Here is a 14128-nt window from a genome sequence, read left to right on the forward strand (position 1 = left end):
GCCCGTCCGTGATGAGACCGTCAAGGAAACAAGGGCCACGTTGTGCGGCAGATCGCCCGTGTGATCGTGGAGCAATGGCTTTTTAACGTTTTTGCACGAAAGCCTGTCTGTACAGGCCGGCATTGGCCTCACGTGCAAGCAGGCAGCCAGGCGCTTGCTGCACGTGAGTCGGATGCGAAAGCGTCGACTAGCGTTTCCTTGCCTTAACTTTCCATTTTCGACTGCAGGTAGCGCTCCGCGCCGATGTCCTTCACCAGGCTGAGCTGCGTTTCCAGCCAGTCGATGTGCTCTTCCTCGGCGGCCAGGATGTAGCGGAACAGATCGCGGCTTACGTAGTCGGCGACGCCCTCGCTGTGCGCAATCGCAGCGCGCAGATCCTGCACGGCGGCCAGCTCCAGATCGAGATCGCACTGAATGCACTCGAGCACGTTCTCACCGATGCGCAACTTGCCCAGATGTTGCAGATTGGGCAGGCCTTCCAGAAACAGGATGCGCTCGATCAGGCGATCGGCATGCTTCATCTCGTCGATCGATTCCTTGTACTCGTGTTCGGCGAGTTCCAGATAACCCCAGTTCTTGTACATGCGGTAATGCAGAAAGTACTGGTTGATCGCGGTCAGTTCGTTGTAGAGCACCTTGTTGAGGAACTCGATGACCTTGGCGTCACCCTTCATGGTTGTTCTCCGTAACGGGGTTGATGCGGAACTATACGTGCGCAGCGCGGCGCTTTGTCGCAATGAGAATGATTCGCCACGAAAAACGCCACCGCTTGGTGGCGATGGCGTCGAGGAAATTCGGCCGGATGTGTTTCAGGCGGCGACGAAGATGGGGAGATCCAGCGTGACTTGCTCGATCGCCTTGTCCAGCGTGGCGCGGGCTTCCGCCTCGCAGCAGCCGCAGCAATCGGAGCAGCCGGTACGGGCCTGCAGCTCGGTGAAGCTGCGCACACCATCCGCCGCGGCGCGGCGGATGTCGTGGTCGGTCACGGCGTTGCACAGGCAAATGTACATGGCGCGCATTTCAACGCGAATGCGAATGATTGTCAACTAGAGTTCGGCTGCCGCCGAGGACGTCTGTTCAGGCGGCTGCGCGCCGGCCCCGGCCGGGGCGGCTTTGCGATTGGGGCTGAGGTCCGAGCTGGATGCTCAGCAAGGTCTCTACCAACGGCGCGAAATGGCGCAAGGCGCGGTGGTAGACGTCGCGCTTGAAATTCACCACGTGGACGGCCGGGTACCAGAAATCCACCCAGCGCCACAGGTCGAATTCGGGCTTTTCGCAGGCATCCAGGCACAGCGCGTCTTCGCCGCCGACCAACTTCAACAAGAACCACACCTGCTTCTGCCCAATGCACATGGGATGCTGGTGGTGGCGGATATAGCGGTTGGGCAGCTTATAACGCAGCCAGCCGCGGGTGCTGGCAAGCACCTCCACATGCTGGGGCAAGAGACCGGTTTCTTCCTGTAGCTCCCGGTACATGGCCTCCAGCGGGGTTTCATCGCTGCGCATACCGCCCTGGGGGAACTGCCAGCCGTCCCGATGGACGCGGCGCGCCCAGAACAGCCGGCCGTCTGCATTTAGCAGCACAATGCCAACATTCGGACGGTAGCCATCTGCGTCGATCATCCAGCCTCCTCGGGGCTCGTTGCTGCAGTCTATGCCAGACGTCAGCGTGCGTGACCCTGGATCGATTCAACCACAGCCTACAAAGCCGGAGCAAGCCGACTACTTGAACCGCAAGGGAAGCCCGATTAAACTGCCGCGCCCCGCCTGATTAGAGCCGGCTCCGGATCCCGGACGGCGCACCCCTTGGCTATGTAGCTCAGCCGGTTAGAGCACAGCACTCATAATGCTGGGGTCGGTGGTTCGAGTCCACCCATAGCCACCACACTCGTTTCTGATGAAATCAGAGCACTGCTTCAGTGCTCCAGGGCCGCGCGCATTTTCCGCTTGCACGGCGAGCCTGCTCATACGCGTGATCGTCACGCTGGCTCTTTCAGCGCAACGCGGTGTCTGTATGCGATGTCGGTTTCCAGATAGAGGCCGGACCAGGGGTCCAGCACATACCCTTCTGCAGGTTCGGTTGAGACACGGCGAGTTTCAGTGTCTTGATCCACGGTTGTGGGCGGCAGGTCAAACATCGTGGGATCCATAAACATGCCTCGATGGTGCGTCGCGGAAGTTCAGGCTAACGGTGTGCTTGTTCGCATCCGGTTAAAAGGGCAACTCCTGTTTGCAAACGTGGATTTGACGCGCCAAGTGGCAAGCGTGAGTAGCAAGGAGAACGTTTGCAAAATGTCATTTACGCAAGCAGCGAGAGCCTGCGCTATGGGTGCCATCCCCACCGTCCATGCATGCGTCATGCTTCAGCGCGTTTGTCATGACGCTGCAAAGTTTCATGCCTGATAGCCAGGTTGCTGATCGTCTCGCCAGGCGGGTACCGAGAGCACGGCGTACGGGCGTATAGTCTTAACGGTCATGAGGCCGTGACATGCGTCTTGCTACCCTGCCGCTGATGCGCCGGCACGCCTGCCAAGCCCTGCCGTTGCGGCCCGATCGAATACTCGTCTCACTTCACGAAGGAGCACTGCAATGGAACAACCGACCCGTACGCTCCATGGGCTCGGACAGAGTCTGTGGTTGGACAACATCACTCGCGGCATGCTGGGTGACGGCACCTTGCTCGGTTACCGCGAGCAGAAGCACGTGACCGGCCTCACCTCCAACCCGACCATCTTTGCCCAGGCCATCAAGGCCGGCAAAGATTACGATGCTTCCATTCGTGGGATGGCGAATACGGATCCGGAGACGGTGTTCTTCGGCTTGGCCATCGACGATCTGCGCCGCGCAGCAGCCATTTTCGAACCGGTGTATCAGCAGACGCACGGTGTGGATGGCTGGGTGTCGCTGGAAGTGTCACCGCTGCTGGCCGATGACACGCAGCGCACCATCGAGCAGGCGGTTACGCTGCACAAGCAGGCGGCGGTACACAACCTCTTCATCAAGGTGCCGGGCACGCCGGCCGGCGTGCCGGCGATCGAGGAACTGATCTTCCGCGGCGTGCCGATCAACGTCACGCTGCTGTTTTCGCCCGAGCAATACCAGGCCGCTGCCGAAGCATGGCTGCGCGGCCTGGAGCGTCGTCACGAGGCGGGCCTGGACCTGGATATCGCTTCGGTCGCCTCGGTGTTCATCAGCCGCTGGGACGTCAAGGTGGCCGACAAGGTGCCGGCCGACTTGCACAACAAGCTCGGCTTTGCGGTGTGCGCGCAGATCTATGCCAGGTACCGCGAATTGATCAATTCGCCGCGCGTGCAGCGCCTGCAGAACGCCGGTGCGCGCGTGCAGCGCCTGCTATGGGCCAGCACCGGCACCAAGGATCCGAACGCGAGCGATGTGATGTACATCGAGAACCTGATCGCGCCGCTCACGGTCAATACCATGCCGGAGAAAACGCTGCTCGCGTTTGCCGATCACGGCAAGGCGGAGCGGCTGATGCCGCTGGATGACCCTGGCGTTGCCGGCACGCTGGCGCAGTTCGAAGCACATGGCATCCAGATGGAGCCGCTGGCCAAGGTGTTGCAGCAGGAAGGCGCTGATTCCTTCGTCAAGTCCTGGCACGAACTGATCGATACGGTAAGCGGGCGCATAGGGGCTGTTGCATGAGCGCCTTGCGCGAGAAGACGGCGTGGCAGGCACTACAAGCGCAAAGCCAGGAACTGGCAACCCAACATTTACGCGATATGTTCACGGCCGATCCAGGCCGTGCCGAGCGCTATCGCGCGGATGCCGCGGGCTGGCGTCTCGACTACGCTCGGCACCGCGTCAACGATCAGGCGCTTGAGCAGTTGTTCGCACTCGCGCGCGAGTGCGGCCTGGAAGCGCGCCGCGACGCCATGTTTGCCGGCGAAAAGGTCAATACCACCGAACAGCGCGCTGCCTTGCACGTTGCTTTGCGTGCGCCTGCTCGCAAGGTCATCAAGGTTGATGGTGTCAACGTGGTGCCGGACGTGCACGCGGTGCTCACGCGCATGCGCACTTTCGCCAATGCGGTTCGCGAAGGAAGCTGGCTGGGTTTTACCGGCCGGCCGATTCGCAATATCGTCAATATCGGTATCGGCGGTTCCGATCTGGGGCCGGTAATGGCCTACGAAGCCTTGCGGCACTACACCGATCGCAAGCTGACCGTGCGCTTCGTGTCCAACGTCGACTACACCGACTTCGCCGAGGCAGTGCATGATCTGCGCGCTGACGAAACGCTGTTTATCGTCGCGTCCAAGACGTTCACGACGCTGGAAACCATGACCAACGCGCACAGTGCGCGCGATTGGCTGATGAAGGCGGCGGGTGGTGACAAAGCTGCGGTGGCGAAGCATTTCGTCGCGCTGTCCACCAACGCCAAGGCGGTGGAAGAATTCGGTATTTCGACCGATCAGATGTACGGCTTCTGGGATTGGGTGGGTGGCCGCTATTCGATGGATTCGTCGATTGGCCTGTCCACCATGATCGCGATCGGCCCGGATGCATTCGCGGAGTTGCTCGCCGGCTTTCATGCGATGGATGAGCACTTCCGCACTGCGCCGCTGGAACGCAACCTGCCGGTGATCATGGGTCTGCTCGGTGTGTGGTACACCGATTTCTTCGGCGCGGAAACGCAGGCGGTGCTGCCGTATGAGCAGTATCTCAAGCGCTTTCCGGCTTACTTGCAACAGCTCACGATGGAGTCCAACGGCAAGCACGTCACCATCGGTGGCGCACACGTCGACTACGCCACCGGTCCAGTGTATTGGGGCGAGCCCGGCACGAACGGACAGCATTCGTTCTACCAGCTGATTCACCAGGGCACGCGGCTGATTCCCTGCGATTTCATCGGTTTCGGCCAATCGCTCAATCCGTACGGGCGCCATCATGACCTGCTGCTGGCGAACATGATTGCGCAGGCCGAAGCGCTGGCCATGGGCAAGACGCTGGAACAAGTGCAAGCGGAAGGTATCGATGAGAACCTTGCACCGCACCGGGTGTTCGAAGGCAATCGTCCTTCCAGTCTGCTGCTGGCGGAGCGTCTGACGCCACACGCCCTGGGTGCACTCATTGCGCTGTACGAACATATCGTGTTTACGCAGGCGGCGATCTGGGACATCAACCCGTTCGACCAGTGGGGTGTGGAGCTTGGCAAGCAGCTCGCGCTGCGCGTGGTGGACGAAATCGAATCGCCGCGCAAGGCGCTCGGCCACGACAGCGCCACCAATGCGGCGATCACCTGGTATCGCAAGGCGCGCCGCAAAACCGGAGAAGGTGCCGGCGCCACCGCGGCAGAGGCCAAGCACAAGGTGCTGGTGATCGACATCGGCGGCAGCCATGTCAAGGCGATGATGAGCGGCAACAAACGCGAGGTGGAGATCAAATCCGATCGCAAGCTCACGCCGGCCGAGATGATCAAGCAGCTGCGTGCGGCTATTCGTGGCTGGAAATACGACGCGGTAAGCATCGGCTATCCCGGCCCGGTATTGCACGAGCGCATCGCGCGCGAACCTTACAATCTCGGCAAGGGTTGGGTCGGCTTCGACTTTGCCGCGGCCTTCGGTTGCCCGGTCAGGGTAATCAACGATGCGGCGATGCAGGCGCTCGGTAGCTATGAAGGCGGTCGGATGCTGTTCCTTGGCTTGGGCACCGGTTTGGGTTCGGCCTTTATCGTCGATGGCGTCATCGAGCCGATGGAGTTGGCGCATCTGCCATACCGAAAGGGCACGTTTGAAGACTATGTCGGCACGCGTGGTCTCAAGAAACACGGCAAGAAGAAGTGGCATGCGCACGTGTTTGACGTGGTCGGCCAACTGCAGGCCGCCCTGGAGCCCGATTACGTCGTGCTGGGCGGCGGCAATGTGCAGCACCTGGCTGAGCTGCCGGCCGGCGTGCGCCGTGGCGACAACCACAACGCCTTCGCGGGCGGCTTTCGCTTATGGGAGAACAAGACATGAGTGCGGGGAAAGCACAGGAACTGCAACTGGGTTTTGTCGGCCTGGGTCGCATGGGCTTGAACATGGTGCGGCGCATGCTCGAGGCAGGCATCGATTGCGTGGTGTTCGACACGCATGTCGATGCGCGTCGTGAAGCGGCCAGCCATGGTGCGACGGCGGCCGAATCGATCCAGGACCTGGTGGCCAAGCTCGACGGTCCGCGCGCGGTCTGGCTGATGCTGCCGACCGCCGTGGTCGACGTGGTGCTGGATCAACTTGCGCCGTTACTCAACGCTGGCGATACGGTGGTCGACGGAGGCAATTCGCATTATGTGGAAGACTTGCGTCGCGCCGAGGCTTTGAGCAAACGCCAAGTGATGTATGTGGACGTGGGCGTGAGCGGTGGCGTATGGGGCCGCGAGCGTGGTTACTGTCAGATGATCGGTGGTCCGGAGCTCGCCTTCAAACGCTTGGAGCCTGCATTTGCAGCGTTGGCGCCGGGTGTGGATGCTGCACCGCGCAGCGAGAGCCGCAGCGGTGATCCGTCAGCGGCCGAAAAGGGCTATCTGTACTGCGGTCCGAACGGTGCCGGGCACTTCGTCAAGATGGTGCATAACGGTATCGAATACGGATTGATGGCCGCGTATGCGGAAGGCCTGAACGTGCTGAAGGGCGCCAATGCCGGCAAGCAGAAGCGCACCGCCGATGCCGAAACGGCGCCACTGGAGCGCCCGGAACTCTACCAGTACGACTTTCCGATTGCCGACATCACGGAGCTGTGGCGGCGCGGCAGCGTAATCGGTTCGTGGTTGCTGGATCTCACCGCCACCGAAATGGCGCGCGATCCCAACTTGGAGAGTTATGCCGGCCGCGTTTCCGATTCCGGTGAAGGCCGCTGGACAGCGCAAGCCGCGATCGATGAAGGCGTGCCGGTGCCGGTGCTTACGGCTGCGCTGTTCGGCCGTTTCACATCGCAGGGTAATGATCTTTACGCCAACAAGGTGATGTCGGCGATGCGCCACGCCTTCGGCGGACATCAAGAGAAGACCGGCAACAAGGACTGAGCCATGGCCACGACGCTGGTGATTCTGGGTGCAAGCGGCGATCTCACCAAGCGGCTGCTGATGCCGGCGCTATATCGCCTGCATACGCTGGGCTTGACGCGTGACCTGCGCATCGTGGGCTACGCCATGGAGCCATGGAGCCGTGATCATTTCGAGCGCCACATCCAGAAAGCCTTGCAATCCTTCGCGCCGGATTATTCGCCGGCGCGCTGGAACAGCTTCCGCCGCCAGCTCGATTACGTCGGCGGTGAGTTGCATCCTGATGCATTGTTCGCGCTCAAGGACAAGCTGAATCCGGCCACCCTGTTCTATCTCGCCTTGCCACCGCCGCTGTTCGGTCCGGCGGCAACCGCACTGGGCGAAGCCGGTTTCGCCAAGGCGCCGCGCAATGGTTGGCGCAGGCTGATCGTGGAAAAGCCGTTCGGTACCGATCTGGACTCCGCGCAGGCCTTGCGCCAGGCCATGCACGCGCATTGGGAAGAAGATCAGATCCTGCGTATCGACCACTTCCTTGGCAAGGAAACCACCCAGAACCTGATGGTGTTCCGCTTTGCCAATCGCTTTATCGAGCCGATCTGGAACGCGCAGCATATCGCCCAGGTGCAGATCACTTACGCCGAAACCCTGGGTGTTGAAAAGCGCGCCGCGTATTACGACAAGGCCGGCGCGCTGCGTGACATGTTGCAGAACCATCTGATGCAACTATTCAGCCTGACAGCCATGGCGCCATTGGCCGAATGGGACCCGGAAGTGCTGCGCAATCACAAGGTCGAGGTGCTGCGTTCGACGGTGCCGATTACGCCGGCCACCGTCGAGCGGCATGCGGTGCGCGGGCAATATCGCGCGGGCCGGATCGGGCGCAAGAAAGTCCCCGGCTACCGCAATGAGCCGGGTATTGCGCGCAGCTCATGCACGGAAACGTTCGCGGCCTTGCGTCTGGAAATCGATAACTGGCGCTGGCGCGGCGTGCCGTTCTACCTGCGCAGCGGTAAGCGGCTGGCGACCAATTATTCGGAAATTGCCGTGCAGTTCCGCGAAGTGCCCGGCGCCTTGCCCAAGGCGGTGCATGCGGGCAACAACTGGATGATCTTTCGCATTCGGCCCACGGAGCAAATGGATCTGCTTGTTACGGCCAAGCGCCCGGGCCTGGAGCTGGCCGGCCGGCCGGTGACGCTGACGGCGCCTTACGCCAGTTCCGAAGACCGCGAATTTTCTGCCTACGAGCAGCTATTGACCGACGCCATCGACGGCGACCGCACGCATTTCCTGCGTTTCGACGAAGTGGAGTGGGCATGGAAACTGCTGATGCCTGTGCTCGAAGCCTGGCAACGCGGAACGCCGGATTTCTACGCCTCCGGGTCGGAAGGGCCAACCAGCCAGCAGCGCCTGCTCGACCCGGGACATATGTGGCGATCGATTGCGCAGAACGGACGGGTCTAGCGCGCACGCAAAAGGGCTCATGGCGGAGCGGGTAACATACCCGCATGCATATCTTCAAAATTTTCCAGATCGAAGCCGCCCACCGCCTGCCGAACGTGCCCGAGGGGCACAAGTGCGCGCGCCTGCATGGCCATTCCTTCCGTATCGAAATCCACGTTCGTGGTGAACCAGACCCTGCCCTGGGTTGGGTGATGGACTTCGCGGACGTTAAAGCGGCTTTCGCACCGCTCTACGAACAGCTCGACCATCACTACCTCAACGATATCGAGGGCCTGGAGAACCCCACCAGCGAAATGCTGGCGCGATGGATCTGGCGGCGCCTGGAACCCGTTCTGCCGGGGTTGGACGAAGTGGTGGTGCATGAGACGTGCACGTCGGGCGCGAGCTGCTCTCGAGGGAGTTTTTGATGCACTGCAATATTCACGTATTCGTCACTAATGGATTGCCGTATTTGAAATTTTTGTGACCGTTTGGTCTCTTAACAAAAAACATATTGCGCCGCACAAAAACTCCTGTTAGGCTTTGTTCCACTCTCTAATACATCCCGCCGCGAGGGACAAGCCATGACACAGCAACTGAATACCCAGGTTTTCGCTTACGCCAAGCAGCTGTCTGATAACGCGTTCAAGGCCCACGCCCTGGCCATCAAGGGTCTGGAGCAGGTTGCCGAGCTGCAGCTCGCCGCGCTGGAAAAGCAGGCCCAGGTGACGGCCGACTTCATCGCCCAGGCGGTCGAAGTGCGTGACGTCGATGCGCTGCGCGGCCTGTGGGAAAAGGGCGCCTCGCTGACCCGCGAGCAGGCCGAGAGCGCGGTTTCCGTCACCAAGGATGTGATCGCCGTGGCGCAGAAGACGGCCGAGTCGCTCAATGCCCTGGTCCAGGAGCAGCAGAAGGCCGCCAACGAGGCCGTGGCCGCTCCGGTCGCCGCCATCAAGAAAGCCGCGGCTGCCGCCAAGTAATCGCAATCCCCTTCTGCATATCGCGACTCCCCTTGCGATATGCCCTCGGGCCGGACGTTGACGTCCGGCCCTTTTCTTGTCCGAAATTCCCCCGAGACTACGTGCCGCACGAACTCGTCTTGCTGGTCTAAAAGCTGCACTGATATACTTTTTTAGATTGGATCGTGACCCGTGGCGGGTTTGATTGCCATAGCGACACCGCGGGAACCTCACGTGCTCAACAGTCTTGCTTCCGGTCGACGTCTTGCCCTGCGATTGCTGCTATGGCAGCTATGCGCGGCGGTCATCGTGGGCCTCGTTTTCGCGACGCAGGGGCGTCGCGAGGCGATAGCGGCGGCGGCTGGGGCGGCGATCGTGGCGGCTGGTACGGCGCTATTGTCGGTGCGGGCTTTCAGTCGGGTGAGCGGCGCCGGTATGGCGCTGGGGCATCTGCTGACGGGCATGATCCTGAAATGGATGGTGATCATCGGGGGGATGATCGCGATCATGTTTCAATGGAAATTGCCGCCGCTGGCTGCCATTACGGGGCTGGCGGCTGCGTACGCGGTTAATCTGCTGGCGTTCAGATTTAAGGGTTAAGAGATGGCAAGCGAGCCGCAGGGCGGTCTTACCGAATACATCCAGCACCATTTGACGCACCTGAACTTTCGGGTGAGTCCGAATGGCTTTTGGTCATTCCATCTCGATTCCGTGGCGGTGTCGCTGGCGCTTGGCGTCATCTTCTGCCTGTGGTTCTGGCTGTACTCGCGTAAAGCGACGGCCGGCGTGCCGGGTAAAGGTCAGGCCTTCCTTGAGATCGTGCTCGAATTCGTGGACGGCCAGGTCAAGGACGTCTTCCACGGCGATCGCCGCTTCCTCGGCCCGCTGGCGCTGACGGTCTTCATCTGGGTGTTCCTGATGAACGCCATGGACCTGCTGCCGGTCGACCTGCTCCCTTGGGTGACCGAAAAGTTCGGCATTGGCCACTTCCGCGCCGTGCCCACCGCCGACGTCAACATGACGTTCGCAATGTCCATTACCGTGCTGTTGCTGGTGATCTTCTACAGCTTCAAGGCCAAGGGCTTTGGCGGCTACATGCACGAACTCTTCACCGCGCCCTTCGGCAAGTGGTTCGCCCCCTTCAATTTCGCTTTGAATCTGGTCGAACTGGTGTCCAAGCCGGTCAGCCTGGCGATGCGACTGTTCGGGAACATGTACGCAGGCGAGCTGGTGTTCATGCTGATCGCCGGCCTGTTCAGCGCAGGCAGCTGGCTGTTGTTCGGCATGGGCATCATCGGCTACGCCGTGTGGGGCATCTTCCACATTCTGATCATTTCGATTCAGGCCTTCATTTTCATGGTGCTCACCATCGTGTATATCTCGATGGCTCACGATCACCATTGATTTTGTTCACTTTCGTTAGAACTACCGCTTTCTTTTTCTTGAGGAGATCATCGTGGAACTAGTTGCTCATATTGCTCAGGTCCAGGGCTTCACCGCTATCGCTCTCGGCTTGATCATCGGTTTCGGCGCGCTGGGCGCTTGTATCGGCATTGGCATCATGGGTTCGAAGTTCCTTGAAGCCGCTGCCCGTCAGCCTGAACTGGTTCCGCTGCTGCAGGGTCGTATGTTCCTGCTGGCTGGTCTGATCGACGCGGCGTTCCTGATCGGCGTGGCGCTGGCCATGTACTTTGCGGTGGCGAACCCGCTGCTGTCGAAGTTGGTTGCCGGCTAATCCTAGTGCGGTGCTTCGGCGCCGCCAGCTCGACACGGGCGCATGCCGCCCGTGTCCGCATTAACCCGTACGCACAGGTAACGCAGCGATGGACTTCAATGCCACTCTGATCGGCGAAATGATCGCCTTCGCCATTCTGATCTGGTTCTGCGTGCACTTCATCTGGCCGCACCTTACCAAGGCCATCGAAGAGCGCCAGCTCAAGATTGCAGAGGGTCTCAATGCCGCCGAGCGCGCGCATGCCGAATTGCGGGAAGCCGATAACAAGGTTGCCGGCGAGATCAGGCAGGCACGCCAGCAAGCGGCCGAGATCATCGATCGCGCGCAGCAGCAGGCCAACCAGATTCTGGATAAGGCCCGTGCCGATGCCGTGGCGGAAATCAACCGCCAGAAGGCGGCCGCGCAGGACGAGATCGCCTCGATGGCACAGCGCGCACGTGAAGAACTGCGCGAACGCGTCGGTGCGCTGGCCGTGCAGGGCGCCTCCAAGATCGTGCAGCGCGAAATCGACGCAGCGGTGCACAAGGCGCTGCTCGACCAGCTTGCGACCGAGATCTGATCGATGGCGGCCCAGTCGATTACGCTCGCCCGCCCCTATGCCCGTGCCGCTTTCGAGTTGGCGCGGGCCGATGGCAATCTTGCCGCCTGGTCGCAGGCGCTGGCGTTCGCTGCGCAAGTGGCGCAGGACTCGCGCGTGGCCGCGCTCAACAACGACCCGCGTGTGCAGCCAGCGCAACTCGTCGCGCTGCATCTGCCGGAGGGCACGTTGGCAGATGGCGTCTTCGGCAAATTCTTCACTGAATTGGCCGAGCGACACCGCCTGGCACTGCTGCCGGAAGTGGCTGCTCTATATGAAACCTACAAGCGCGAATCGGAGTCACAGCTGCTGGTGAAGGTCACCAGCGCGATGGCTCTGGACAATGCCCAGGCCGAGCAGCTCAAGGCATCGCTCAAGCGCCGCTTCAAGCGCGAGATCGAACTGGAAACCCAGGTCGATCCTTCGCTGCTGGCGGGCGTGGTGATCGATGCCGGCAGCGAGGTCATCGACGGTTCCGCCCGCGGCCGTCTGCAGCGCCTGGCCAGCGTGCTTACGAATTAAGCATACCCATTTAGGATCACGACCATGTCCAGCACCACTCTCAATCCGTCCGAGATCAGCGAGTTGATCAAGAACCGCATCGAGCAGTTCAAGCTCGGCGCGGAAGCCCGCAACGAGGGCACGATCATCAGCGTGTCCGACGGCATCGTGCGCATCCACGGCCTGGCCGACGTGATGCAGGGCGAAATGATCGAGCTGCCGGGCAACGCGTTTGCGCTGGCCCTGAACCTTGAGCGCGACTCCGTCGGCGCCGTGGTGCTGGGCGAATACCAGCATCTGCGCGAGGGCGACACCGCCAAGACCACCGGCCGCATTCTCGAAGTGCCGGTCGGTCCGGAAATGCTCGGCCGCGTGGTCGATGCATTGGGTAACCCGATCGACGGCAAGGGTCCGATCAGCGCCAAGCTCAGCTCGCCGATCGAGAAGGTCGCACCGGGCGTGGTGTGGCGTAAGTCGGTCGACCAGCCGGTGCAGACCGGTTACAAATCGGTCGACTCGATGATCCCGATCGGCCGTGGCCAGCGCGAGCTGATCATCGGCGACCGCCAGACCGGCAAGACCGCGCTGGCCATCGACGCGATCATCAACCAGAAAGATTCAGGCATTAAGTGTATCTACGTCGCGATTGGCCAGAAGCGCTCCTCCATCGCCAACGTGGTGCGCAAGCTGGAAGAAAACGGCGCGCTCGCCAACACCATCGTCGTCGTCGCGTCGGCGTCCGAATCGGCCGCGCTGCAGTACATCGCGCCGTACTCCGGTTGCGCGATGGGCGAATACTTCCGCGATCGCGGCCAGGATGCGCTGATCATTTACGATGACCTGTCCAAGCAGGCCGTGGCTTACCGCCAGATCTCGCTGCTGCTGAAGCGTCCGCCGGGCCGCGAAGCCTATCCGGGTGACGTGTTCTACCTGCACTCGCGCTTGCTCGAGCGCGCTGCGCGCGTGTCCGAAGAGTACGTCGAGAAGTTCACCAACGGCGAAGTGAAGGGCAAAACCGGTTCGCTCACCGCGCTGCCTATCATCGAAACGCAGGCCGGCGACGTATCGGCGTTCGTGCCGACCAACGTGATCTCGATCACTGACGGTCAGATCTTCCTGGAAACCGACCTGTTCAACGCCGGTATTCGTCCGGCCGTGAACGCCGGTATCTCGGTGTCGCGCGTGGGCGGGTCGGCGCAGACCAAGATCGTGAAGAAGCTGTCCGGCGGCGTGAAGCTGGCGCTGGCGCAGTACCGCGAACTGGCGGCGTTCGCGCAGTTCGCCTCGGACCTTGATCCCGCGACCCGTGCCCAGCTCGACCGCGGCCAGCGTGTTACGGAGCTGATGAAGCAGAAGCAGTACGCCCCGCTTTCCATCGCCGAACTGGCCCTGTCCGTATATGCCGCTGAAAAGGGTTACCTGGACGATCTGCCGGTGAACAAGGTGCTGGCGTTCGAGCAGGGCTTGCATGCCTTCTTCCACCAGACCCAAGGCGAGCTGATGAAGAAGATCGTCGCCACCGGTGACTGGAACAATGACATCGAAGCCACGTTCAAGTCCGGCCTCGACGAGTTCAAGAAGACGGGTAGCTGGTAAGCAATGAAAGGGTGTGCAGTCATCCGATATGGATGATTGCACCGCACGTCGGTCAACCGACCGAATCGGACCCAACAGGTTGAGGCAAACGTGGCAAGCGGACGCGAAATTAAAACCAAGATCAAGAGCACGCAGAACATGCGCAAGGTAACGCGCGCGCTCGAAATGGTCTCGGCCTCCAAGATTCGCAAAGCGCAAGACCTGATGAAGGCCTCGCGTCCCTATGCGCGCACCATGCGCAGGCTCGTTGCGCACATCGCGCATGCCAGCACGGAGTTCAAGCATCCGTTTCTGGTCGAGCGCGAAGAGGTCGCGCGCGTGTG

The 14128-nt window shown here is 61.2% G+C and carries 17 protein-coding genes and 1 tRNA gene; 14 read left to right on the top strand and 4 right to left on the bottom strand.

Annotation, left to right across the window (positions count from 1 at the left end; genetic code table 11):
- Window positions 1–203: 203 nt before the first annotated feature.
- The 3 genes from bfr to VMA74_RS17700 all read right to left on the bottom strand — a co-directional run bounded on the left by bfr (window position 204) and on the right by VMA74_RS17700 (window position 1623).
- A complete protein-coding gene (gene bfr / locus VMA74_RS17690; RefSeq protein WP_325369363.1) occupies window positions 204–674 on the bottom strand; it encodes a bacterioferritin in 471 nt (156 codons plus the stop codon).
- A gap of 135 nt (window positions 675–809) precedes the next feature.
- Window positions 810–1019, bottom strand: a complete 210-nt coding sequence (locus VMA74_RS17695; RefSeq protein ID WP_414649632.1) for a (2Fe-2S)-binding protein — start codon at window positions 1017–1019, stop codon at window positions 810–812.
- Between the two features lie 58 nt (window positions 1020–1077).
- Window positions 1078–1623, bottom strand: coding sequence for an RNA pyrophosphohydrolase (locus tag VMA74_RS17700; protein ID WP_325369365.1), 546 nt, complete (start codon window positions 1621–1623; stop codon window positions 1078–1080).
- A gap of 185 nt (window positions 1624–1808) precedes the next feature.
- Here VMA74_RS17700 and VMA74_RS17705 point away from each other — a divergent pair.
- A tRNA-Met gene (locus VMA74_RS17705) sits at window positions 1809–1885 on the top strand.
- 94 nt (window positions 1886–1979) lie between these two features.
- Here the strand turns inward: VMA74_RS17705 and VMA74_RS17710 are convergent.
- A complete protein-coding gene (locus tag VMA74_RS17710) occupies window positions 1980–2138 on the bottom strand; it encodes a hypothetical protein (protein WP_325369367.1) in 159 nt (52 codons plus the stop codon).
- Window positions 2139–2589: 451 nt separating this feature from the next.
- Here VMA74_RS17710 and tal point away from each other — a divergent pair, with 451 nt between their 5' ends.
- The 13 genes from tal to VMA74_RS17775 form a co-directional block, all read left to right on the top strand.
- The gene (gene tal, locus VMA74_RS17715; RefSeq protein WP_325369369.1) at window positions 2590–3663 is read left to right on the top strand and encodes a transaldolase; all 1074 of its coding nucleotides are present in this window, start codon (window positions 2590–2592) and stop codon (window positions 3661–3663) included.
- Window positions 3660–5975: a glucose-6-phosphate isomerase gene (gene pgi, locus VMA74_RS17720; protein ID WP_325369371.1), complete on the top strand. Its 2316-nt coding sequence runs from the start codon at window positions 3660–3662 to the stop codon at window positions 5973–5975. The genes tal and pgi overlap by 4 nt, the downstream gene beginning before the upstream one ends.
- Complete coding sequence (gnd, locus tag VMA74_RS17725) at window positions 5972–7018, top strand: phosphogluconate dehydrogenase (NAD(+)-dependent, decarboxylating) (protein WP_325369373.1); 1047 nt, start codon at window positions 5972–5974, stop codon at window positions 7016–7018. The genes pgi and gnd overlap by 4 nt, the downstream gene beginning before the upstream one ends.
- Window positions 7019–7021: 3 nt before the next feature.
- Window positions 7022–8458, top strand: a complete 1437-nt coding sequence (gene zwf / locus VMA74_RS17730; protein WP_325369375.1) for a glucose-6-phosphate dehydrogenase — start codon at window positions 7022–7024, stop codon at window positions 8456–8458.
- Window positions 8459–8502: 44 nt separating this feature from the next.
- Entirely contained in the window at window positions 8503–8865 is a 363-nt protein-coding gene (gene queD, locus VMA74_RS17735) for a 6-carboxytetrahydropterin synthase QueD (RefSeq protein WP_325369377.1), read from the top strand.
- 156 nt (window positions 8866–9021) lie between these two features.
- Entirely contained in the window at window positions 9022–9417 is a 396-nt protein-coding gene (locus tag VMA74_RS17740; protein WP_325369379.1) for a phasin family protein, read from the top strand.
- A 213-nt stretch (window positions 9418–9630) separates the two neighbouring features.
- Entirely contained in the window at window positions 9631–9996 is a 366-nt protein-coding gene (locus tag VMA74_RS17745; protein WP_325369381.1) for a hypothetical protein, read from the top strand.
- Between the two features lie 3 nt (window positions 9997–9999).
- Window positions 10000–10800 carry a F0F1 ATP synthase subunit A gene (gene atpB, locus VMA74_RS17750; protein WP_325369383.1) on the top strand — a complete coding sequence of 267 codons (801 nt, stop codon included), beginning with the start codon at window positions 10000–10002 and terminating at the stop codon, window positions 10798–10800.
- A gap of 52 nt (window positions 10801–10852) precedes the next feature.
- Window positions 10853–11131 carry a F0F1 ATP synthase subunit C gene (gene atpE / locus VMA74_RS17755; RefSeq protein ID WP_284321078.1) on the top strand — a complete coding sequence of 93 codons (279 nt, stop codon included), beginning with the start codon at window positions 10853–10855 and terminating at the stop codon, window positions 11129–11131.
- An 88-nt stretch (window positions 11132–11219) separates the two neighbouring features.
- Window positions 11220–11690 (top strand): F0F1 ATP synthase subunit B, encoded by a 471-nt coding sequence (locus VMA74_RS17760; RefSeq protein WP_325369385.1) that lies wholly within the window; start codon window positions 11220–11222, stop codon window positions 11688–11690.
- 3 nt (window positions 11691–11693) lie between these two features.
- Window positions 11694–12230, top strand: coding sequence for a F0F1 ATP synthase subunit delta (locus VMA74_RS17765; RefSeq protein ID WP_325369387.1), 537 nt, complete (start codon window positions 11694–11696; stop codon window positions 12228–12230).
- Between the two features lie 24 nt (window positions 12231–12254).
- A complete protein-coding gene (gene atpA / locus VMA74_RS17770; protein WP_325369389.1) occupies window positions 12255–13805 on the top strand; it encodes a F0F1 ATP synthase subunit alpha in 1551 nt (516 codons plus the stop codon).
- Window positions 13806–13895: 90 nt separating this feature from the next.
- Window positions 13896–14128: F0F1 ATP synthase subunit gamma (locus tag VMA74_RS17775; protein WP_325369395.1), on the top strand; the 233-nt coding region annotated here is incomplete at its 3' end.

The organism is Dyella sp. (assembly GCF_035508675.1).
Classification (GTDB): Bacteria; Pseudomonadota; Gammaproteobacteria; order Xanthomonadales; family Rhodanobacteraceae; genus Dyella_B.

Bases quoted from the DNA above. Each gene is read 5' to 3' on its own strand.
- bfr (WP_325369363.1), bottom strand. From the start codon at position 674: ATGAAGGGTGACGCCAAGGTCATCGAGTTCCTCAACAAGGTGCTCTAC.
- VMA74_RS17695 (WP_414649632.1), bottom strand. From the start codon at position 1,019: ATGCGCGCCATGTACATTTGCCTGTGCAACGCCGTGACCGACCACGAC.
- VMA74_RS17700 (WP_325369365.1), bottom strand. From the start codon at position 1,623: ATGATCGACGCAGATGGCTACCGTCCGAATGTTGGCATTGTGCTGCTA.
- VMA74_RS17710 (WP_325369367.1), bottom strand. From the start codon at position 2,138: ATGTTTGACCTGCCGCCCACAACCGTGGATCAAGACACTGAAACTCGC.
- tal (WP_325369369.1), top strand. From the start codon at position 2,590: ATGGAACAACCGACCCGTACGCTCCATGGGCTCGGACAGAGTCTGTGG.
- pgi (WP_325369371.1), top strand. From the start codon at position 3,660: ATGAGCGCCTTGCGCGAGAAGACGGCGTGGCAGGCACTACAAGCGCAA.
- gnd (WP_325369373.1), top strand. From the start codon at position 5,972: ATGAGTGCGGGGAAAGCACAGGAACTGCAACTGGGTTTTGTCGGCCTG.
- zwf (WP_325369375.1), top strand. From the start codon at position 7,022: ATGGCCACGACGCTGGTGATTCTGGGTGCAAGCGGCGATCTCACCAAG.
- queD (WP_325369377.1), top strand. From the start codon at position 8,503: ATGCATATCTTCAAAATTTTCCAGATCGAAGCCGCCCACCGCCTGCCG.
- VMA74_RS17740 (WP_325369379.1), top strand. From the start codon at position 9,022: ATGACACAGCAACTGAATACCCAGGTTTTCGCTTACGCCAAGCAGCTG.
- atpB (WP_325369383.1), top strand. From the start codon at position 10,000: ATGGCAAGCGAGCCGCAGGGCGGTCTTACCGAATACATCCAGCACCAT.
- VMA74_RS17760 (WP_325369385.1), top strand. From the start codon at position 11,220: ATGGACTTCAATGCCACTCTGATCGGCGAAATGATCGCCTTCGCCATT.
- VMA74_RS17765 (WP_325369387.1), top strand. From the start codon at position 11,694: ATGGCGGCCCAGTCGATTACGCTCGCCCGCCCCTATGCCCGTGCCGCT.
- atpA (WP_325369389.1), top strand. From the start codon at position 12,255: ATGTCCAGCACCACTCTCAATCCGTCCGAGATCAGCGAGTTGATCAAG.